Genomic DNA, 17,865 nt, shown 5'->3' on the forward strand with positions numbered 1-17,865 from the left:
GCTCAGCGGCCCAGCACGGCACCGCCGTTGAGGCCGATCACCTGGCCGGTCAGGTAGCCGGCGGCGGGGGAGGCGATGTAGGCGACGGCGGCCGCCACGTCCTCCGGGGTGCCGGCGCGGCCGACCAGGGTGTCGGCGATCTTCTGCGCGTGGAACTCCTCGCTCCACTGCTCGCCGAAGATCTCGGTGTCGGCGACGTACCCGGGCGCGAGCACGTTCACCGTGATCCCGTCCGGCCCCAACTGCCGGGCCAGCCCGAAGGCCCAGCCGTGCAGCGCGGCCTTGGCGGCGGCGTACGAGCCCGCCGAGTGCGAGCCCGCCCCGCCGCGCTGGGCGGCGGCGGAGCTGATCACGATCAGTCGGCCGCCGGGGCGCCGCAGTCGTTCGAGCAGCGCGGTGGTCAGCAGGACGGCGGTCAGCAGGTTGGTGTCCAGGTCACGGCGCCAGGACCGGGCCAGCGCCGCCAGGCTGTCGTCCGTCGGAGCGGTGATCACGGCCCCGGCGTTGTTCACCAGCACGTCGACCGGCCCCAGCTCGGCGATCACCGCCGCGGCGTGCGCCACCTGCTCGGCGTCGGTCAGATCGGCGCTCAGCGGGACCACCCGGGCCGCCCCCACGGCCGCGTCGATCTCCGCGCGGGCCGCTTCCAGCACCTCGGCCCGGCGGCCCAGGATCACCACCCGGTGCCCCTCGCGCGCCAGTTCCCGGACGATCGCCTTGCCGATCCCCGTTCCCCCGCCGGACACCACCGCGATTCGGTCCTGCACCGTTCTCCCCCCCGGCCGCTGCGTGATCTTCGTGGGCATCGTAGGCGGGCCGCTCAGGGCCCTGCCAGTCGCACTCCAGGACCCTGGCGACCGCGCTACCGTCCACGAGCCGTTCTCGTCGACGAAAACGCCGAGCAGGCTGCCGCCGCTCTCCTCGTCGTCGACGAACTGCCAGGTGCGGGCGAAGCCGCCGGGCAGCGGCTCCGTCGACCAGGACGCCCGGGTCCGGCCCCGCCGACGCCGGCGCCGCGCCGAACAACTCCGACGCGTGAGGTCGACACCGAGGCCCGCGCTCCCGGGCGTGGCGTCCGGGCAGGCGTAGCGTCCGGGAAGGAGGGCACATGCCGACGACCGACGAACGGGTCCGCACGCTGCTGCACGAGCACGGCCGGACGTACGCCACCGAGAGCGGGATCACGCTGCGCGACACCCCGGTCCCGCTGTACCAGCTGCTGGTGCTGGCGGTGCTCTGCGCCACCCGGATCAAGGCGGAGATCGCCGTGGCCGCGGCCCGCGAGCTCTTCCGCGCCCGGCTGCGCAGCCCGCGGGCGATGGCCGGGGCCGACTGGCAGGCGGTCGTCGACGCGCTGGGCCGGGCCCACTACCGCCGCTACGACGAGAGCACCGCCACCGCCCTGCACGCCGGGGCCGAGCTGGTCCTGGACCGCTGGCACGGCGACCTGCGCCGGCTGCGCGCCGAGGCGGGCGGCTCGCCGTCCGCCGTCCGCCGGCTGCTCCAGGAGGTGCCCCGGATCGGCCCCACCGGGGCGGACATCTTCTGCCGCGAGGCGCAGGTGCTCTGGCCCGAGCTGCGCCCCTCGTTCGACCGGATGGCGCTGGCCGGCGCCCGGTCCCTGCACCTGCCCGCCAGCCCGGACGCCCTCGCGGACCTGGTCGCGCCCCGCGACACCGCCCGGCTGGCCGCGGCGCTGGTACGCGCCCGACTGTCCGGCGCGGACGGCCAGGGTGACGGCGACGGCTGACGAGGACCGCTGACGAGGACGGCTGACCGAGAACGGGGGAATCCTGGACGGCCGTCGCACGCACACCCACGGCCGAGGTCGCGATCGGGCGCGCGGCTCGGTGTGGGAGGCGCCGGCCGGACTCGCCGCCCGCCGGCTGCACCCGCCGTCGCCCACCTCGCGGTGACCGCGATGCCCGGCTCCGCCACCCCCACGGAACAGCTCGACGCGGCCGGCATCGGGCACGACCGGAGCGCCCTGGCGGCCACGGCACTGCTGACCGGCCGATCGGGTGAATTCCGGCCTTGCCCCCGGTACCTGGCATGATCGTCACATGGACGAACGAGTCATCGCAGCCTGTGACGGCGCGGCGAAGGGCAACCCGGGCCCCGCCGCCTGGGCCTACGTCATCGCGGACGGCGCCGGGGTGCCGCAGCGCTGGCAGGCCGGGGCGCTCGGGCACAGCACCAACAACATCGGCGAACTGACGGCGTTGCAGCAACTGCTGGCGGCCACCGACCCCGCCGTGCCGCTGGAGGTCCGGCTGGACAGCACCTACACCCGCGACGCGGTGACCAAGTGGCTGGTCGGCTGGAAGCGCAACGGCTGGAAGACCGCCGCCGGCAAGCCGGTGGCCAACCAGGAGCTGATCCAGCGCATCGACGCGCTGCTGACCGACCGGGACGTCACCTTCGTGTACGTCCCCGCTCACCAGGTCGACGGCGACCCGCTGAACGCCATCGCGGACAAGGCCGCCAGCGACGCCGCCCGCACCCAGCAGGACGCGGGCGGGACCGCCGCCGACCTCCCGGTGCCCGACCCGGCCGCCGCCGCGCCCGCCGCCACCCGCCGCACGTCGTCGCCGGCCAAGCGGCGCCCTGCGACCGGCTCGCGCACCCTGGCCGCGCGCTTCCCCGGCACCTGCCCGTGCTCCCGCCCCTACGCCAAGGGCGACACCATCACCAAGGTCGGCACCAGCTGGGGCCACCCGGAGTGCGCCCAGGCCCACGCCTGACCCCTGACCGCGCCGGCTCCCGCCACCGGCGCGGTGCGCCTGCGCTCCGCAGGGCGCCGGGGCGCGGGCACAGCCGCGGTCCGGGCGGGGCTCGTAGCGGGCGAAGGCGTGCCGGATCACGGTCCGGGCCCACGCGGTGCACCGGCACGCCACCGGGTGTGCGTCCCCGCTCGGTGCCGGCGTGCGCGTGGCCGGGCACGGCGAGGTCCGCGCCGGCACTGCCGAGCTGCCGGACGTTCCCCGGCCGCTGGCCATGCGCGCCGGGCTGATCGACGAGTACGTGATCGCCGCCCATCCGGTCCTGGTGGGCGGCGGCACGCCGTTCTTCACCGCGCTGGACGGCTGGGTGCACCTGAACCTGGTGGAGACCCGGACCCTTCCCGGCGGCGTGGTCCTGACCAGGTACGAGACGCGGCACTGAGCACAGCGCCGGGTTGCCGCCGAAGGCTCACCGTCGAACTCCGGGGCGGCGCCGCGGGCGTGCGATAGGTTTCCCGGCATGACTGATCATGGAACCGTCGCCTGGCCACCCGCCCCGATACGGACCGAGCGGCTCGTGCTCCGTGAGTCCGAGGCCCGGGACCGTGCGGCGTTCATCGAGCTGTTCGCCTCGCCCGAGGTGGGCACCTACGTCGGTGGCGCCCGGCCGCGCGACGAGCTCGAGCGTGCGATGTCCGAGGTGCCCGGGCGGCGTTTCGGCGTTTTCGTGATCGAACGCGACGGGGAGATGGTCGGCGTGATCACGCTCGACCCGCGCGGCCCGGAGCGCCGGGGGCACGTCCGCCCGGAGGCCGGGGAGACCGAGCTCGGTTACCTGTTCCTGCCGCAGGCGTGGGGACGGGGGTACGCCACCGAAGCGGGCGCGGCGGCCCTCGCCTGGTTCGCCGGCGCGCTCCCGGACGAGCCGGTGGTGCTCTCCACCCAGTCCGCCAACGAGGGTTCGATGCGCGTCGCGGCGAAGCTGGGGTTCACCGAGGTGGAGCGGTTCGAGGAGTACGGCGCGGAGCAGTGGTTCGGCTTCTGGTCCGCGGCCACGCCGACCGGCTGAGCGCACGGGCGAGTTCGCGCTCGTTCATCGTCGAACGGCCCTTGAGGTCGCGCTGCTTGGCCTCGCTCCTTGGTGACGGCGGGGGCCGCGATCTCCGCCGTGCGCTTCTCGTTCTCACGGCGCTCAGGCCAGGTTGCGGCGCAGCCGCACGGTCCGGTGCAGCGCGGCGCGGAACTCGCGCGGGTCGAGGTCGCCGTTCGCGAGCGCGTCGCCGAGGCCCTGCACCAGGGCCAGGCCCTGCGAGACGTCGCGGGTGGCGTCCAGGATCAGGTCCATGCCGGCGCGTGCTGCGGCCACGGCGTTCTGCGGCGGCGTGCCGAGTGCGGTGAGGGCGCCGGCGTTGATCGCGTCGGTGACGGTGACGCCGTGGAAGTGGTGTCGGTGGCGCAGCTCGTCCTGCACCACCCGGGGGGAGAGTCCGGCGGGCCGGTCGGGGTCCAGGGCGGGGTAGACGGCCCAGCTGACCATGACCAGGTCGACCCCGGCCTCGACCGCCGGACCGTAGGGGCGCTCGTCGATGCCGCGGAGCTCGGTCAGCGGGGTGGTGAGGGTGACCGGGCCGGCGTCGGTGTTCTGGTCGGCGCAGGCCGGCCCGAGACCGGGGAAGTGCTTGGCGGTGGCGGCCACCCGCTGGTCCTGCTGGGCGGTGATGAAGGCCCGGCCGCAGGCGGCGACCACGTCCGGGTCCATGCTGTACGAGCGCTGGAACTGGTCGTCGAAGTCCCCGGGGGTGCGGTAGACGTCCAGCACGGGGGCGAGGTTGACGTTGACCCCGGCGCCGCGCAGCAGTCGGCCCGCCTCGGTGCCGGCCGCCGCGGCGGCGCCCGGTGGGTCGGCGGACTCGCCGATCTGCTTCTGCGACATGACCGGGCCGCCGGGCAGCCGGCGGACCAGGCCGCCCTCCTGGTCGGTCATCACCAACAGCGGTGCAGCGACCGGGCTCTGCGCGTTGGCTTCCTGCAACTGCTGGACGGCGGCGGTGATCTGGGCCAGGCTGGTGACGTTCTGCCCGAAGATGATCACGCCGCCCGCGAGACCCTGGGCGATCAGGTCGAGCAGGTCCTGCGGCACCGTGGCGCCCGGGTAGGAGTAGATCACCCGCTGCCCGGCGAGCTGCTGGGGCGTCAGGCCGAATCCCGCGCGGGTCTCCGGGCCGGTCGGCGCGGTCGGCCGGGTCGGCGTGGCCGGACGGGCCGGGGCGGCGGCCCCGGCAGCTGCGGCCGGTCGCAGCCCCGCCGCGGCGACGGCCAGGCCGGCACCGGCGAGCAGGGTGCGGCGGCGGGTGAGCGGGCTTCCCTGGTGGTCCATCTCTGCCTCCGAACGGTGTGGGCCTTCCTGGGTCTACCCAGTGCCCGCCGGGCCGCACGACAGGCGCGCCCGGCCGCCTCACCGGACCGACCGTCTTGGGCGAGCCGGCCGTCCGCCATCCGGGTGCCGCCCGGCTGTCGGCCGTCCGGGTGCCGGACCGCCGGCCGCCACCACCGGCGCCCCGGTGAGCAGGGGAGAATCTGTCCCACCCAGTCTGCTGGAGGGCCCGTGCGCCTGTTGCTGATCTCGGACACCCACGTGCCCAAGCGGGCGCGCCACCTGCCCGCGCCGCTGCTCGACGCCGTCGACGCCGCCGACGTGATCTTCCACGCCGGGGACTGGGTCGACACCGCCACCCTCGACCTGCTGGCAGACCGGTCCCCGCGGTTGGTCGGGGTGTACGGCAACAACGACGGGCCCGCGCTGCGCGCCCGGCTGCCCGAGGTCGCGCAGGTCGAGCTCCAGGGCGTCCGGTTCGCGGTGGTGCACGAGACCGGGGCCGCCGCGGGCCGCGAGCAGCGCTGCGAGGCGCGGTTCCCGGAGGTGGACGTGCTGGTCTTCGGCCACAGCCACATCCCGTGGGACAGCACCGCGCCGGGTGGGCTGCGGCTGCTCAACCCGGGATCGCCGACCGACCGCCGCCGCCAGCCGTTTGCGACCTACCTGACGGCCCGGCTGGCCGAGGGCCGCCTCACCGAGGTGACGCTGCACCGCCTGCCGCCCCGCGGTTGACCGGCGCGGGGCCGTGGCTGCCCAGCCCGGCGAGTTCGGCTCCGCGGCCCAGCACGTCGCGGAGCATGGCCGGGGTCAACGTGCGGGTGGACATGTTGCGTTGGCTCGGGTGGTAGCAGCCGACCAGGTACAGCCCCCGGCCGTGCCCGGACCCGGCGACTGCGGGCCCGGGGAGGATCAGTGTCTCGGCGCCGTGCCCGAAGACCGGCCGCGGCCGCGGCAGTTGCCACCCGGCGTCCGCCAGCACCGGCAAGAGCGCCTGCCAGCCGAAGGCGCCGAGCACCACGACGGCCCGCAGGGTCGGCTGCAGCAGCGTCAACTCGCGGGCCAGCCAGGGCCGGCAGGTGTCCCGCTCGGTGGTGGTGGGCCGGTTGTCGGGCGGTGCGCAGTGCACGGGCACCACGATCCGCACCCCGGACAGCGCCAGCCCGTCGCCGCGGTGGGTGGCCGTCGGCTGGGAGGCCAGCCCGAGCTCGTACAGCGCGGCGAACAGCGCGTCGCCGGACGGATCGCCGGTGAAGGCCCGCCCGGTGCGGTTGCCGCCGTGCGCGGCCGGTGCCAGTCCGACGATCGCCAGCGCGGCGTCGGCGGGGCCGAACCCGGGCACGGGCCTGGCCCAGTACTCCTGGTCCCGGAAGGCCCGGCGCTTGACCCGGGCGACCTCCTCGCGCCACTCGACCAGCCGGGGGCAGGCCCGGCAGCCGGTCACGGCCGCGTCCACCGCAGCCACCGAGGCCAGCCGGGGCGCCGTCACGGCCGGGAAGTCGGCCGCCGCCGGGTCGGGGTGGCTGCTGGCGGGTCGCATCCGGGACCTCCTGCTGCTGGGGGGACGGGGTGCTCGCGGTGGTGTCCCGGCGGGCGCCCGTCGATAGACTCGGTCGGGGGACGTCCGTTGAGGGGGAGCGGCCCGGTCGCGTCGGAGCCGGCCGATCGGGGCCGATCGATCGGGAAGGGTGCCGTCATGGCCGCACGGATCGGTTACCGGCGAGTCTACGAGGAAACCTCCGCGCAGGACGGGCAGCGGGTGCTGGTCGACCGGATCTGGCCGCGCGGCATGCGCAAGGAGGACGCGCACCTGGACGAGTGGCTGCGGGACGTCGCCCCGTCGACCGACCTGCGCAAGTGGTACGGCCACGAGCCGAGCCGCTTCGCCGAGTTCCGCCGCCGCTACCTCGCCGAGCTGACGGACTCCGCCCACCGCGAGGCGGCCGGCCACCTGCGCGAGCTCGCCGCCCACGACCGGCTCACGCTGCTGACCGCGTCCAAGGACGTCGACCACAGCCAGGCGGCCGTGCTCGCCGAGTGGCTGGGCAGGAAGCGGAGCTGACCCGGGGGAACCGTCCGGCGCCGTCGGCGGTCCAAGCCGCGACCGAAGCAGGCCGCTCCGACCGCGGAAGGGTTCGATGAACCGACAGCGCGCAGCCCTGGCCGCCACGGTGGCCCTGCTGACGGCCGCCCTGGCCGCCTGCGGCCCGCAGCACCGGGAGCCCCGGCCCGCGCCGGCCACCGGCACCGTCCCGTCAGCGGTCACCCTCGCCCCGTCCGGGACGGGAACCGGCGAGCCGGACCGCTCGGCGCCGCCCGCACCTGCGCCCAGCAGTGCGTCCGCGCCCGCCCGGAGCCCCGTCGACCCCGAGAACCCGATCGATCCGCTGCACCGTGCCACCGCCACTGCCACCGCGCCGCCCGGTGGGGAGCGGATCACGCCGCTCCAGTAGAGTCGCGCGGCGACCGGTACGAGCGCGGTGGTCGAGGAACGGGGACGGACATGGACGACGGGTTCCGCAGCGTCGAGTTCGAGGAGGGCCCCGAGGACCTGGACTCGCTGCTGGAGCTGGCGGTGCAGGTCGCGCAGGCGGGCCGGGAGGCCGTGCTGCGCGGCACCCGGAGCGCGGCGCGCGGTGCGTGGGCCTACACCGCGCTGACCTCGATCGCCCCGCCGCCGGTCCCCGTCGTCGAGCCGTGGCGGCTGTCGATCGGCGTGCTGCTCGGACGCCACCCGAAGACGCCCGCCCTGGCGCACAAGGCGCTGGGCGCCCTGGACCGCTTCGGTGCGGTGCAGCTGGGACCGGCCGCGGCGGGCTTCGACGGGGAGGAGATCCCCTGGGAGAAGGTCGTCGGGATCCGTACCCGCAACGCCTTCGAGGTGATGACGACCCAGGCGCTGGAGCAGGAGGTGGACCGGCTGCGGGTGCTGCTGCCGCCGGTGCCGGGCCGCAAGTGGATCGTCACCAAGGCGGCGGAGGCGATGGCCACGGTCGTGCTGGCCGCCCTGGAGCACGGCTCGGTCGGGCAGCGGCTCGACGAACTGGCGATCCCGGTGGAGATCGTCCACAAGGGCCTGCTCGGCCGTGAGCGGGTGCAGAGCGGCGGCCTGTTCGCGGCCGCGACCCTGACGGTGGTGGAGCAGTCGGCCCGGAGCCTGATCGCGACCGCCCGGCAGCACGGCGTTCCGGTGACGCCGGCCGAGCCGTCGACGGCCGCCGAGCCGGACCGCGCCGCGCACCTGCGGGCGCTGCGGGAGCGCACCGACGCGATGGCGGCCCGGCTCGCCCGGCTCCAGCAGGAACCCGCGACCGACGCCGGCCCGTACGCCGACGACCCGTCTGCTCCGGCCGACGCGTGCGCTCCGGCCGATGCGCCGCCCGCTCCCGCCAACCCCGATCCGCGGCTGTGGTGGTCCGCCGGCGCAGCGCAGCAGCCTGGCACCCGTGGCTGACGTACCGTCAGTAGCGGTGGCTCAGTAGGGCAACGGGCGACCCGACGGGGTCCGCAGGTCGAGCGGCGGACGCGGGCGCTGCGGAGCGGGGCGCTTGACCACCCTGATCCCGGCCATCTCCGTCACCTCCTCGATCACAACGGACTCAGCCCAGGGTCTGCCCCGATCACGCGGCTTCAATCCACCCGTACACGGTTTGCCGACGCACTCCCGGGGCAGGCGCCGAGGAGCGGGACTCCACGTCGAGGAGGGAGAGCGGACGATGGGCACCAGGAACACGGGGTTCGAGGACCTCGTCTACGACCTGATCTCGGTTCAGTACCACGGTTTGAAGACCGGCCACGACCTGCGCCGCTTCGTCGAGGACGCGGAGGCGGCCGGCGAGGAGGAGATCGCCGCGTTCTTCCGCGCCATGATGCGTCAGGACGGCATCCGGGCCAGGCGGTGCCAGGACTTCCTGAACCGGCTCACGGCCCGGGCGAACGGCAGCCCGTCGGCGGGGCCGCTGGTGGCGGGGCCGCTGAGCAGGGAGCGCTCGGGCACCACGGGGTAGCGCCGGCCCCGGCAGACGAGGAGGCCGGTGATGACCGACGGCGGCGGCGCGCGGCGGCTGACCGTGGTGCTTCGGGAGCTGGACGACAGCCGGGTCCTCGCCCTGCGCGGCGAACTGGACCACGACAGCGCCGCGGTGCTGTGCGAGGCGCTGGACCGCTGCATCCCCGAGGGCCGGTGCGGAGCCTGGTGGACTGCGCGGGCGTCGACTTCTGCGACTCCACCGGCCTCAACGTGCTGTTGCGCGCCCGCCGGCGCGCGCTCGCCCTGGACCGGCGCCTGGAGCTGTGCGCCCTGGGGCCGCAGGTCGCCCGGCTCTTCGAGCTGACGGGGGTCGACGGCGTCTGCCCCGTTCACCCGAGCCTGGACCGGGCGCTGGAACCGGGGGCGTGATGAGATGGCGACCGTGGAGGAGGTCCGCCGGATGCCGCTGACCGGCCCGGTCGACGGGTTGGTCGGCAGGTGTCGGGACTTCGCCTTCGCCGCGCTGGCGGACTGGGGCCGGCTGCCCGCCCTCGACCAGCGCCGCGAGGACTCGGTGGGCGACGTGCTGCTGATCGTCTCCGAGCTGGTCGCCAACGCCTGCCTGCACGCCGGCGGCGCCACCGAACTCGCGCTGCACAACGGGGCGGGGCGGGTCCGGGTCGAGGTGACCGACCGCAGCCACCTGCGCCCGGTGCCCCGCCCGCCGGGCGATCCGGCCCAGCCGGGTGGTCACGGGCTGCGGGCGGTCGCCCGTTTGGCCGAGGACTGGGGTTGTCGGCCGTGGGAAGGGGGGAAGACGGTCTGGGCGGCGGTCACCATGCCGGGCAACCGAGCGAGCCGGACCGATGTGGGAGAGAGGCCAGTCATGAGTGACGAGATCAGGGTCGAACCGCTGGGCGACCACGAGTACCTGGTGCGTTTCCCCACCACCGGTGACGAGGTCACCTCCCGCTTCCAGGCCACCGCGGACACCATCGACCGGCTGCACGTGCCGGGCGCCGACGAGGAGCGGATCGTGGCCGAGACGGCGCACTTCCTCGCCGAGCGGCAGCCGACGGTCGACATCCCGCCGATGATCGACCTCGACGACGTGGCGGCCGCCTACGGCGACGACTACCTGGAGGAACTCGGCCGTCGGCTGAGCCCGTTGTGAGCGTGGAGCGGCAGCGCACCGCCGCGGCCCGGTTCGCGGCGGCGGACCAGCTGATCCGGACGGCGGCCAGGCTGGTGTCGTCCTCGGTGTCGGCGGTGGCCCGGGCCCGCCGGGTGCACACCCACGCCGCGACGGCTCCCCGGGCCCGCTCGGAGGTCCTGCTGCCGCCGGCCGACCTGCGCGCACTGGACGGCCTGCCCCTGCTGGAAGACGGGCCGGTGCAGCGGCTGCGGGAGTACTTCGGCGGTCGACCCGGCGACCAGCCCAGCTGGTGACCGGGTCCGCCCCGGTGCCGGTTCGGTCCGCCCGGAGGTGCCGTCTCGCGCGGGGCGGGGCGAAAATGGCGGTGTGGATCCCGTCCAGCGTTATGCGCTCAGTCTGCCCGCGCCGCCCGGCTCGGACATGCCGCCGCAGCCGGTGGTCGTGCACTGGACCCCGGAACGGGCGGCCGGCCTGCCGGTCTACCAGGACACCGAGGGGAGTACCCGAGCCGTGATCGGGCCCGACCACGTGGCCCGCCTGCTGGGTGCCGACGGCACCGTGCGGGACCACCGCCTGCACGCGGTGCAACTGCCATGACCGCACCCCGGCAGCCCGGGCCCGGTGCCCGGCCCCTCACCGTCGAGGTCCGCGTGGCGGACCCCGGTGTGCGGGTCGTCGCGCCGGTCGGGGACCTGGACCGCGACAGCGCGCCGGACCTGCGGATCGCCCTGCTCCGGGCGATCGCCGGGGACGCCACCACGGCCGTCGTGGTCGACTGCACCGGCCTGGGGTTCTGCGACTCCTCGGGCCTCAACCTGCTGCTGCGCGCCCGGCTGATCGCGGAGGAACAGAACGTGGAGCTGCGCCTGGCGGCCGTCCCCGGCCAGCTGGCCCGCCTGCTGGACGTCGCCGGTGCCGACCAGGTCTTCAAGGTCGACCCGCAGGCACCCCCGGAGGCGGCCGCCGGCTGAGGCCCGGCGGGGCAGCACGCCTGCGCGGTGCCGGGCACTACGCCCCGGCGGCGGGGGCCAGCCGTAGCCGGGCCTCCAGCTGCGGTCCGTTCTTCGCCCGGCCGCGCTCCTCGGCCCGGAACAGCTCGGCCAGCACGCCTGCCATCCGCTCGACGTCCGCGGGAGCACCGAGGACGGTGGCGGTGATGCCACCGTTCAACGGAACCGGCCGGGACCGGCCCTGGGCGCCGAGCGTGTCGAACGCCTGCGAGGAGATCACCGCCGGGCCGCTTCCGGCTGCCGGCCGGGCGGCGTCGATCCCGGACCTGGCCACCGTCCACTTTCCCTCCGGGGTCAGCACCTGCGGCGCCTCCCAGACGTTGCCGACGTGGCTCCGCCCTCGCCCGGTGCGGGTGGGGAAGGCGGCCTCCAGCGCGTCGAGCACCGTTTCGGCCACGTCCTCGGTGCCGTCCTGGAGCCGGACCAGGACGTTGCCGGCGAAGACGGGCAGGCTCATCGGATGTCCCGGCGGTGCGCCTACCCGGCTTCCGCGGGGGGAACCGGCGGGCGGGGCCGGCGGGCCGGCCCGCTACGGTGTGCGGTGGCGCAATGGCGCAGCGGTGCGACGGCACGGTGGGAGGACCCTCGACGGGATCAAGGCGCTCGCCGAGTCCTGGCCGCCTGATCGCCTGCGGTGGCCATGCGGATACAGTTGTATCAGTCCAGGAAAGGTGTTGCGACGTGCCCACCCGTGTCGATCACGAGCAGCGGCGTGCCCAGATTGCCGAGGCCCTGCTGCGGATCGCGGACACCCAGGGGCTGCAGGCCGCCAGCATGCGCACGGTCGCCGCCGAGGCCGGGGTGTCGCTGCGTCAGGTGCAGTACTACTTCCATACGAAGGAAGAGCTGCTGATGGACGCGCTGGCCCGGCTGAGCGCTCAGCTGCAGCTGCGGATGCAGCGCTGGATCGCGGCCGCCGGCAGTCCGCCGGAGCCGCGCCGCACGGTCACCGCGATCCTCTCCTGCCTGCTGCCGACCGACCACGAGAGCCGCCGGATCACCCGTACCTACGCGGCCTACTACACCCTGGTGCTCAGCGAGCCGAAGCTGGCCGAGCAGCACGGCACCAGCTATCCGGACATGCTCGAATCCTTCCTGGCCAAGCAGCTCCGCACTGCCCAGCAGGCCGGCGAGGTGAGCGTCGAGCGCGATCCCGACCTAACCGCGGGCGCCCTGCTGGCGCTGGCCAACGGGCTCGGTTCCAGTGTGCTGGGCGGCCAGCGCGACGGGGAGGCCGCGCTGGCGATCCTGCACCACCACCTGGTCGACCTGTTCCGCCGGCCCGCGCCGCAGCCCGGCCCCTGAGCGTTCCCGGGCAGCCCCCCGCGACCGGAACCCCATTGCCCGCCCAACTGATACACCTGTAACGTCATCGCCAGTTGGCCGGTCTGACAGACAGGGGGCTGCCCGATGGCGCTCGCACGACTTCCGATCCTCGTGACGGCCGCGGCCCTGGCGGTGTTCGGCTTACCAGCCGCATCCGCCGGTGCCGCCGACTCCACTGCTCGCGGCCACGGCCGGGGTGGCACTCTGGTGGCCACCGACTCCGGCCTGGTGCAGGGCAGTTCGCAGCCCGGCTACCGCAGCTTCCAGGGCATCCCGTACGCCGCCCCGCCCGTCGGCCCGTTGCGCTGGCACGACCCGCAGCCCGCGCCGGCCTGGTCCGGGATCCGCCAGGCGACCGCGCCCGGCAGCCCGTGCCTCCAGGCGGCGGCCCCGCAGCGGTTGCTCGGCAGCGAGGACTGCCTCTACCTCGACGTCACCGCCCCGGCCCGGGCCGAGCACCGGCCGGTGATCGTCTGGCTGCACGGCGGCGGCTTCAGCACCGGAGCCGGCAGCGACTACGACCCGCACCGGATGGTGGTCGGCGGTGACGTGGTCGTGGTGACGGTCAACTACCGGCTCGGCGTCCTCGGTGGCTTCGGCTATCCCGGCCTGGCCGATTCCGGGGACTTCGGCCTCGCCGACCAGCAGGCCGCCCTGCGCTGGGTGCGCGACAACGCGGCCGCCTTCGGCGGCGACCCCGACAACGTCACCCTCGCCGGCCAGTCCGCGGGCGGCATGAGCGTCTGTTCGCAGCTCACCTCGCCGTCGGCCACCGGCCTGTTCGACAAGGCGGTGATCCAGAGCGGCTCCTGCCTGATCGACTACCCGGACGGCCTGTTCTTCCCCGGCATGCGCGCCGGCTCCCCGTGGACCACCCGCACCGCCGTCGAGGCCACCGGCAGCGCCTTCGCCACCACGCTCGGTTGCACCACCGTGGAGTGCCTGCGCCGGCGGCCGGCCGCCGACCTGATGGACGCGGACCTGGCCGGGCCGGGCGGTGGCCGGTTCGCCAAGCCCGCCTACGACACCCCGCTGCTCCCGCTCGAACCCGCCGCCGCCCTGAAGGCCGGCCGCTTCCACCGCGTTCCCGTCCTGGAAGGCGGCAACCGCGACGAACACCGGGGCTGGGCAGCCGCGTTGAACGGCTACCGGCCGGTCACCACGGACGACTACCAGCACCTGCTCGCCACCGCCTTCGGCGACCGGGCCGCCGCCGTCGCGGCGCAGTACCCCGTCGGTGCCTACCCGTCGCCCGCGGTCGCCTGGGCGACGGTGGCCACCGACCGGATCTGGTCCTGCCCCACGTTGGCGGGTGAGGAGCTGCTGGCACGTCACACCTCCGTCCACAGCTACGAGTTCGCCGACGAGAACGCCCCGCTGGAGCCGGGCCTCGCCCCTGGCTTCCCGTACGGTGCGTACCACGGCTCGGAGCTGCCCTACCTCTTCGACCTCACCACCTGGTCGGCCGCCCTCTCGCCGGAGCAGCAGCAGCTCTCCGAGCGGATGATCCAGGCCTGGACCCGGTTCGCCACCACCGGCCGGCCGTGGCCTGCCTTCCGCGACGGCGCTGGTGGCGGCGACGGTGACGGTGACACCGACACCAACTCCGACACCAACTCCGGCTCCGCGCGCCTCTTCGCCCCCGGAGCGGCGCGGACGGTCGACCTGGGGACCGAGCACGACTGCGGTTTCTGGAACACCTTCTGACGAACGGGTGCGTCCGAGCTCGGCAGTCGGGGCTCCGCTGGGTATGAGCTGCTGCAAGGCATCGGCCAACCAGCGAAGGAGACCTTTCATGATCTTGACTGCTGCGAAGATTCTCGCTGCCAAGCCCGACGGTGGCCGCACCGTGCACACGGTCAGCAAGGACAGCACGGTGCTCGAGGCCATCAGGCTGATGGCGGAGAAGGGAGTCGGGGCGCTGGTGGTCATGGCCGGCCAGCAGATCGCCGGGATCGTCTCCGAGCGGGACTACGCCCGCAAGGTGGAACTCCGCGGCCGGTCGGCCGAGAAGACCCGGGTCGAGGAGATCATGACCGCGGCGGTGCGCTACGTGGAGCCGACCCAGACCGCCGACGAGTGCATGGCGCTGATGACCGAGCACCGCCTGCGCCACCTGCCGGTGCTCGACGGCGGCGAGCTCAGCGGCCTCATCTCCATCGGCGACCTGGTCAAGTGCCAGATCGCCGACCAGCAGTTCACCATCTCCCAGCTGGAGCACTACATCCACGGCGCGCCCGCGGTGGGGAGCGTGTAGCAGGAGCCCGGTGCGGTCCCGGGGACGGCTCAGTCGTGCGTGATCCTGCGCCGCTGGTGCCAGGCCACCGCGAGGCCGGCCAGGGCGGTGGCGGCGGCAGCGCCCTCGGCGACGGCGGAGAGGGTCTTCTCGGGGTACCAGAACGGTTCGTGCATGTTCGGCAGCGGGCCGAGGGCGCCGACGTCGAAGTAGCGGTAGACCAGGACGGCCGCGACGCCCGCCGCCGCCACGAGAAAGGCGAACGCCCAGGCGAAGGCGAACGCCCGGGAGGAGCGGCGGCGGGGCAGGGCGAGCAGCAGCAGGGCGGCGAGGGCGGCCGCCGCGGCTTCGGCGCGGAAGAGGTCGCCCTGGCTGACGGTGGCCTTGATCGGGTCGTAGGTCGGCGCCAGGTCGGCGTGCACGTAGGCGTCGATGGCCAGTCCGGCTGCGGTGAGCAGGCGCAGCAGCCACAGCGCGGTGGCGGTGATCGGCCAGGGATGCCGGGGCAGGTGGACGTGGGTGGTGGTGGCGGTGCTCACGGGGGTGTCTCCCTTGGGTCCGGCCGCGTTGGTCGCGGGGCCTCGACCGTCAGCTGTTGTCGATCTTGTTGCCGTTCGGGTCGAGGACGTACCAGCCCGCGCCGAAGGCGGTGGAGCCCTCGCCGTTGGTGTCACCGGTCTTGTGGTCGCCGGCGAAGTAGTAGAGCGGGTGGCCGTGGTAGGTGACCTCGATGCTGTGGTCGGCGCGGGTGACGGTGCCGAGGTCGGCGGCGCTCACGCCGGCGCCCGCGTGTGGGGTGCCGGTGGTGGTCAGCGGGGGCCAGGCGACGGCGCAGGTGCCGTCGCAGGTGGCCATGGTCGGGCTGTCCTTCTCGAAGAGGTAGAGCGTGCGGCCCTGACCGTCGGTCAGGATCATGCCGAGCTTCGAGTCGTGGACCGAGACGGTGACTCCGGTGGCGCCGGCCGGCGGCGAAGAAGTGGCCGGCGGGGACGAGGCGGCCGGTGGCGAGGAGGCGGCCGGCGCCGGTGCGGCCCCGGACCCGCCGCTGCTGCCGCAGGCCACGGCACCCAGGGCGATGGCGGGTAGCGCCGCGGCTGCCCAGACGAGACGTCGCATGACGGACGCTCCTTCCAGCGGGCCGCGGCTCCGGTGCGGCGGCCTGGTGAACGGCCCACCCTTCGGTACGGATCCGGGGGTGCCGGCGTTCACCCGGTGCGGTGCCCGCTGTGTTCAGTTCCGGCCCATCACTCCCGTGCAGGCCAGGAACTCGGCGCGGGAGCGGGCGTCGGTGCGCAGGATGCCCAGCAGGGTGGAGGTGAGGGTCCGGCTCCCGGTGGCCTGGACGCCGCGCAGCGTCATGCAGGTGTGCTCGGCCTCGATCACCACGCCGACGCCCTTGGGGTGCAGGTTCTCCTGGAGCCAGTCGGCGACCTGCTTGGTCAGCCGCTCCTGCACCTGCGGGCGGCAGGCGAAGTGCTCGACGACGCGGGCGAGTTTGGACAGGCCCAGGATGCGCCCGCCGGGCAGGTAGCCGACGTGGGCGGTGCCGACGAAGGGGAGCAGGTGGTGCTCGCACACCGAGCGCAGCGGGATCGAGCGGGCGAGCACCAGTTCGTCGTAGCCCTCGTCGTTGGGGAAGGTGGTCAGCTCGAAGGGGCGCGGACTGAACAGCTCGGCGTAGGCGCGGGCCATCCGGCCGGGGGTGCCGCGCAGGCTCTCCGTGTCGGTGGGGATGCCGAGCGCCGCCAGGAACCGGGCGGCGGCCTCCTCGGCGGCGGCGAGGTCCACGCCGCCGGTGTCGTGGACGACGTGCAGGGGGCGGCGCGGGTGGTCGGGCGTGTGGTCGGGCGGGTGGTCCAGGGGGTCCGCGTCGGCGAAGGGGCGGGGCGAGGTGGGCATCTCAGGCACCTCCGACAGTGCGTGATTTTCACCAACCAGTGTTGTCTTTATTCACCTGGATCGTCAAGAACCAGGGCTTCTGATCGGTTCCGACAGGGTGTGCTGGAGATATCCTGGGGAGCGTGACCAGTGACCGCGCGACCCCGGAGGGCACCGGCGTCGATGCCCTGGACGGCATCGAGTCGGTGAGCGTGCTCGGCGACCCGTCGCGCCGGAGCATGTACGCCTTCATCCGCCGGGCCGGGCGTCCGGTCACGCGCGACGAGGCGGCGGCCAGCATCGGGATCTCCCGCAAGCTCGCCGCGTTCCACCTGGACAAGCTGGTCGACGCCGGCCTGCTCCGCGCCCGGTACGGGGCCCCGGACGCGGAGCGCCGGGTCGGCCGCCGGCCCAAGGTCTACGAGCCCACCGACGCCGAGATCGCCGTCACCATCCCGGACCGCCGCCACGAACTCCTCGCCGAACTCCTGCTGGCGGGAGTCACTGGTGAGACCGCCGGTCGCACCGCTGCCCAGGCCGCCACCGAGGCCGCCGCCACCCGGGGCCGGCGCCTCGGCGAGCAGCAGCGTGCGCAGAGCCGGCCGGGCCGCCTCGGCGCGGAGCGCGGGCTGACCCTGTGCGAGCGGATGCTCGACGCCCACGGGTACGAGCCGGTCCGCGAGGGCCCGACCCGGGTCAGGCTGCACAACTGCCCGTTCCACCCGCTTGCGACCCAGACCCCCGAGCTGGTCTGCGGGCTGAACCACGCCTTCCTCGCCGGCTACCTCGAGGGCCTCGACGCCGCCGGCGTGCGGGCGGAGCTCGCCCCCCGGGCGGGCGAGTGCTGCGTCGTCCTCAGCGGGGCTTGACCTTCCGGCGCTGCGTGACATGTCATCCCCTCCTCCGCCACGGGCGGCTACACCAGGGCCGCGGGCAACTCGCTGATCATGGGCACCCGTGACGGCAACTACACCCAGTGGCTGCGGGTGCTCTGAGACGCCGGCGGCGGGGGGGGGGGAGGGGGGGGGGGGGGGGGGGGGGGGGGGGGGGGGGGGGGGGGGGGGGGGGTTGGGGGGGGGGGGGGGGGGGGGGGGGGGGGGGGGGGGGGGGGGGGGGGGGGGGGGGGGGGGGGGGGGGGGGGGGGGGGGGGGGGGGGGGGGGGGGGGGGGGGGGGGGGGGGGGGGGGGGGGGG

24 protein-coding genes and 1 pseudogene are annotated in these 17,865 nt (G+C 74.9%); 18 read left to right on the forward strand and 7 right to left on the reverse strand.

Features of this window, described 5'->3' with window-relative positions; all coding sequences use genetic code 11:
• Positions 1 to 2 precede the first annotated feature (2 nt).
• A complete protein-coding gene (locus ACQRUO_RS17350; RefSeq protein ID WP_428316834.1) occupies positions 3 to 767 on the reverse strand; it encodes an SDR family NAD(P)-dependent oxidoreductase in 765 nt (254 codons plus the stop codon).
• Between the two features lie 341 nt (positions 768 to 1,108).
• On the opposite strand from ACQRUO_RS17350, the gene ACQRUO_RS17355 reads away from it, so the two are divergent.
• The 4 genes and pseudogenes from ACQRUO_RS17355 to ACQRUO_RS17370 all read left to right on the forward strand — a co-directional run bounded on the left by ACQRUO_RS17355 (position 1,109) and on the right by ACQRUO_RS17370 (position 3,792).
• Positions 1,109 to 1,750 (forward strand): endonuclease, encoded by a 642-nt coding sequence (locus ACQRUO_RS17355; protein ID WP_428316835.1) that lies wholly within the window; start codon positions 1,109 to 1,111, stop codon positions 1,748 to 1,750.
• A 313-nt stretch (positions 1,751 to 2,063) separates the two neighbouring features.
• Positions 2,064 to 2,744, forward strand: coding sequence for a ribonuclease H family protein (locus ACQRUO_RS17360; RefSeq protein WP_428316836.1), 681 nt, complete (start codon positions 2,064 to 2,066; stop codon positions 2,742 to 2,744).
• A 250-nt stretch (positions 2,745 to 2,994) separates the two neighbouring features.
• Positions 2,995 to 3,165: pseudogene (locus ACQRUO_RS17365) on the forward strand (dihydrofolate reductase family protein); the annotation flags it as partial.
• 78 nt (positions 3,166 to 3,243) lie between these two features.
• Positions 3,244 to 3,792, forward strand: a complete 549-nt coding sequence (locus ACQRUO_RS17370) for a GNAT family N-acetyltransferase (protein WP_428316837.1) — start codon at positions 3,244 to 3,246, stop codon at positions 3,790 to 3,792.
• Between the two features lie 123 nt (positions 3,793 to 3,915).
• On the opposite strand, the gene ACQRUO_RS17375 is transcribed toward ACQRUO_RS17370, so the two are convergent.
• A complete protein-coding gene (locus ACQRUO_RS17375; protein ID WP_428316838.1) occupies positions 3,916 to 5,100 on the reverse strand; it encodes a glycoside hydrolase family 3 N-terminal domain-containing protein in 1,185 nt (394 codons plus the stop codon).
• Positions 5,101 to 5,328: 228 nt separating this feature from the next.
• Between ACQRUO_RS17375 and ACQRUO_RS17380 the strand changes: the two genes are divergently transcribed.
• Positions 5,329 to 5,832 carry a metallophosphoesterase family protein gene (locus tag ACQRUO_RS17380; protein WP_428316839.1) on the forward strand — a complete coding sequence of 168 codons (504 nt, stop codon included), beginning with the start codon at positions 5,329 to 5,331 and terminating at the stop codon, positions 5,830 to 5,832.
• Here ACQRUO_RS17380 and ACQRUO_RS17385 read toward each other — a convergent pair.
• Complete coding sequence (locus ACQRUO_RS17385) at positions 5,792 to 6,637, reverse strand: uracil-DNA glycosylase (protein ID WP_428316840.1); 846 nt, start codon at positions 6,635 to 6,637, stop codon at positions 5,792 to 5,794. The genes ACQRUO_RS17380 and ACQRUO_RS17385 overlap by 41 nt on opposite strands.
• Positions 6,638 to 6,793: 156 nt before the next feature.
• On the opposite strand from ACQRUO_RS17385, the gene ACQRUO_RS17390 reads away from it, so the two are divergent.
• The 9 genes from ACQRUO_RS17390 (at position 6,794) to ACQRUO_RS17430 (ending at position 11,194) form a co-directional block, all read left to right on the forward strand.
• Positions 6,794 to 7,159, forward strand: a complete 366-nt coding sequence (locus ACQRUO_RS17390; protein ID WP_428316841.1) for a DUF488 domain-containing protein — start codon at positions 6,794 to 6,796, stop codon at positions 7,157 to 7,159.
• Positions 7,160 to 7,235: 76 nt separating this feature from the next.
• Complete coding sequence (locus ACQRUO_RS17395) at positions 7,236 to 7,550, forward strand: hypothetical protein (RefSeq protein WP_428316842.1); 315 nt, start codon at positions 7,236 to 7,238, stop codon at positions 7,548 to 7,550.
• 50 nt (positions 7,551 to 7,600) lie between these two features.
• Positions 7,601 to 8,551, forward strand: coding sequence for a hypothetical protein (locus ACQRUO_RS17400; RefSeq protein ID WP_428316843.1), 951 nt, complete (start codon positions 7,601 to 7,603; stop codon positions 8,549 to 8,551).
• A 262-nt stretch (positions 8,552 to 8,813) separates the two neighbouring features.
• The gene (locus ACQRUO_RS17405; RefSeq protein ID WP_428316844.1) at positions 8,814 to 9,104 is read left to right on the forward strand and encodes an acyl carrier protein; all 291 of its coding nucleotides are present in this window, start codon (positions 8,814 to 8,816) and stop codon (positions 9,102 to 9,104) included.
• Between the two features lie 176 nt (positions 9,105 to 9,280).
• On the forward strand, positions 9,281 to 9,496 hold the full coding sequence (locus ACQRUO_RS17410) for an STAS domain-containing protein (RefSeq protein WP_428316845.1): 216 nt from the start codon (positions 9,281 to 9,283) through the stop codon (positions 9,494 to 9,496).
• A 4-nt stretch (positions 9,497 to 9,500) separates the two neighbouring features.
• A complete protein-coding gene (locus tag ACQRUO_RS17415; protein ID WP_428316846.1) occupies positions 9,501 to 10,241 on the forward strand; it encodes an ATP-binding protein in 741 nt (246 codons plus the stop codon).
• A gap of 2 nt (positions 10,242 to 10,243) precedes the next feature.
• Entirely contained in the window at positions 10,244 to 10,516 is a 273-nt protein-coding gene (locus ACQRUO_RS17420; protein WP_428316847.1) for a hypothetical protein, read from the forward strand.
• A 73-nt stretch (positions 10,517 to 10,589) separates the two neighbouring features.
• The gene (locus ACQRUO_RS17425; RefSeq protein WP_428316848.1) at positions 10,590 to 10,820 is read left to right on the forward strand and encodes a DUF6296 family protein; all 231 of its coding nucleotides are present in this window, start codon (positions 10,590 to 10,592) and stop codon (positions 10,818 to 10,820) included.
• Complete coding sequence (locus tag ACQRUO_RS17430; RefSeq protein ID WP_428316849.1) at positions 10,817 to 11,194, forward strand: STAS domain-containing protein; 378 nt, start codon at positions 10,817 to 10,819, stop codon at positions 11,192 to 11,194. The genes ACQRUO_RS17425 and ACQRUO_RS17430 overlap by 4 nt, the downstream gene beginning before the upstream one ends.
• Positions 11,195 to 11,231: 37 nt before the next feature.
• Here ACQRUO_RS17430 and ACQRUO_RS17435 read toward each other — a convergent pair whose 3' ends face one another.
• A complete protein-coding gene (locus ACQRUO_RS17435) occupies positions 11,232 to 11,690 on the reverse strand; it encodes a hypothetical protein (RefSeq protein ID WP_428316850.1) in 459 nt (152 codons plus the stop codon).
• Between the two features lie 224 nt (positions 11,691 to 11,914).
• Here ACQRUO_RS17435 and ACQRUO_RS17440 point away from each other — a divergent pair, with 224 nt between their 5' ends.
• The 3 genes from ACQRUO_RS17440 to ACQRUO_RS17450 all read left to right on the forward strand — a co-directional run bounded on the left by ACQRUO_RS17440 (position 11,915) and on the right by ACQRUO_RS17450 (position 14,816).
• Positions 11,915 to 12,538, forward strand: coding sequence for a TetR/AcrR family transcriptional regulator (locus tag ACQRUO_RS17440; protein WP_428316851.1), 624 nt, complete (start codon positions 11,915 to 11,917; stop codon positions 12,536 to 12,538).
• Positions 12,539 to 12,766: 228 nt separating this feature from the next.
• Entirely contained in the window at positions 12,767 to 14,266 is a 1,500-nt protein-coding gene (locus tag ACQRUO_RS17445; protein WP_428316852.1) for a carboxylesterase/lipase family protein, read from the forward strand.
• An 88-nt stretch (positions 14,267 to 14,354) separates the two neighbouring features.
• On the forward strand, positions 14,355 to 14,816 hold the full coding sequence (locus ACQRUO_RS17450; protein WP_428316853.1) for a CBS domain-containing protein: 462 nt from the start codon (positions 14,355 to 14,357) through the stop codon (positions 14,814 to 14,816).
• Positions 14,817 to 14,845: 29 nt separating this feature from the next.
• On the opposite strand, the gene ACQRUO_RS17455 is transcribed toward ACQRUO_RS17450, so the two are convergent.
• From ACQRUO_RS17455 to folE, 3 genes are all read right to left on the reverse strand, one after another.
• Positions 14,846 to 15,334, reverse strand: coding sequence for a hypothetical protein (locus tag ACQRUO_RS17455; protein WP_428316854.1), 489 nt, complete (start codon positions 15,332 to 15,334; stop codon positions 14,846 to 14,848).
• Between the two features lie 49 nt (positions 15,335 to 15,383).
• Positions 15,384 to 15,911, reverse strand: coding sequence for a COG4315 family predicted lipoprotein (locus tag ACQRUO_RS17460; protein ID WP_428316855.1), 528 nt, complete (start codon positions 15,909 to 15,911; stop codon positions 15,384 to 15,386).
• A 114-nt stretch (positions 15,912 to 16,025) separates the two neighbouring features.
• Entirely contained in the window at positions 16,026 to 16,694 is a 669-nt protein-coding gene (folE, locus tag ACQRUO_RS17465) for a GTP cyclohydrolase I FolE (protein WP_428316856.1), read from the reverse strand.
• Between the two features lie 122 nt (positions 16,695 to 16,816).
• Here folE and ACQRUO_RS17470 point away from each other — a divergent pair, with 122 nt between their 5' ends.
• Positions 16,817 to 17,542, forward strand: coding sequence for a helix-turn-helix transcriptional regulator (locus ACQRUO_RS17470; protein WP_428316857.1), 726 nt, complete (start codon positions 16,817 to 16,819; stop codon positions 17,540 to 17,542).
• The last annotated feature ends 323 nt before the right edge of the window (positions 17,543 to 17,865 follow it).

It is taken from the genome of Kitasatospora sp. LaBMicrA B282 (assembly GCF_050325825.1).
Taxonomy (GTDB): Bacteria; Actinomycetota; Actinomycetes; order Streptomycetales; family Streptomycetaceae; genus Kitasatospora.

Coding starts and splice junctions, on each gene's coding strand:
- ACQRUO_RS17355 (WP_428316835.1), top strand. CDS start 1,109: ATGCCGACGACCGACGAACGGGTCCGCACGCTGCTGCACGAGCACGGC.
- ACQRUO_RS17360 (WP_428316836.1), top strand. CDS start 2,064: ATGGACGAACGAGTCATCGCAGCCTGTGACGGCGCGGCGAAGGGCAAC.
- ACQRUO_RS17370 (WP_428316837.1), top strand. CDS start 3,244: ATGACTGATCATGGAACCGTCGCCTGGCCACCCGCCCCGATACGGACC.
- ACQRUO_RS17375 (WP_428316838.1), bottom strand. CDS start 5,100: ATGGACCACCAGGGAAGCCCGCTCACCCGCCGCCGCACCCTGCTCGCC.
- ACQRUO_RS17385 (WP_428316840.1), bottom strand. CDS start 6,637: ATGCGACCCGCCAGCAGCCACCCCGACCCGGCGGCGGCCGACTTCCCG.
- ACQRUO_RS17390 (WP_428316841.1), top strand. CDS start 6,794: ATGGCCGCACGGATCGGTTACCGGCGAGTCTACGAGGAAACCTCCGCG.
- ACQRUO_RS17395 (WP_428316842.1), top strand. CDS start 7,236: ATGAACCGACAGCGCGCAGCCCTGGCCGCCACGGTGGCCCTGCTGACG.
- ACQRUO_RS17400 (WP_428316843.1), top strand. CDS start 7,601: ATGGACGACGGGTTCCGCAGCGTCGAGTTCGAGGAGGGCCCCGAGGAC.
- ACQRUO_RS17405 (WP_428316844.1), top strand. CDS start 8,814: ATGGGCACCAGGAACACGGGGTTCGAGGACCTCGTCTACGACCTGATC.
- ACQRUO_RS17415 (WP_428316846.1), top strand. CDS start 9,501: ATGGCGACCGTGGAGGAGGTCCGCCGGATGCCGCTGACCGGCCCGGTC.
- ACQRUO_RS17430 (WP_428316849.1), top strand. CDS start 10,817: ATGACCGCACCCCGGCAGCCCGGGCCCGGTGCCCGGCCCCTCACCGTC.
- ACQRUO_RS17435 (WP_428316850.1), bottom strand. CDS start 11,690: ATGAGCCTGCCCGTCTTCGCCGGCAACGTCCTGGTCCGGCTCCAGGAC.
- ACQRUO_RS17450 (WP_428316853.1), top strand. CDS start 14,355: ATGATCTTGACTGCTGCGAAGATTCTCGCTGCCAAGCCCGACGGTGGC.
- ACQRUO_RS17460 (WP_428316855.1), bottom strand. CDS start 15,911: ATGCGACGTCTCGTCTGGGCAGCCGCGGCGCTACCCGCCATCGCCCTG.
- folE (WP_428316856.1), bottom strand. CDS start 16,694: ATGCCCACCTCGCCCCGCCCCTTCGCCGACGCGGACCCCCTGGACCAC.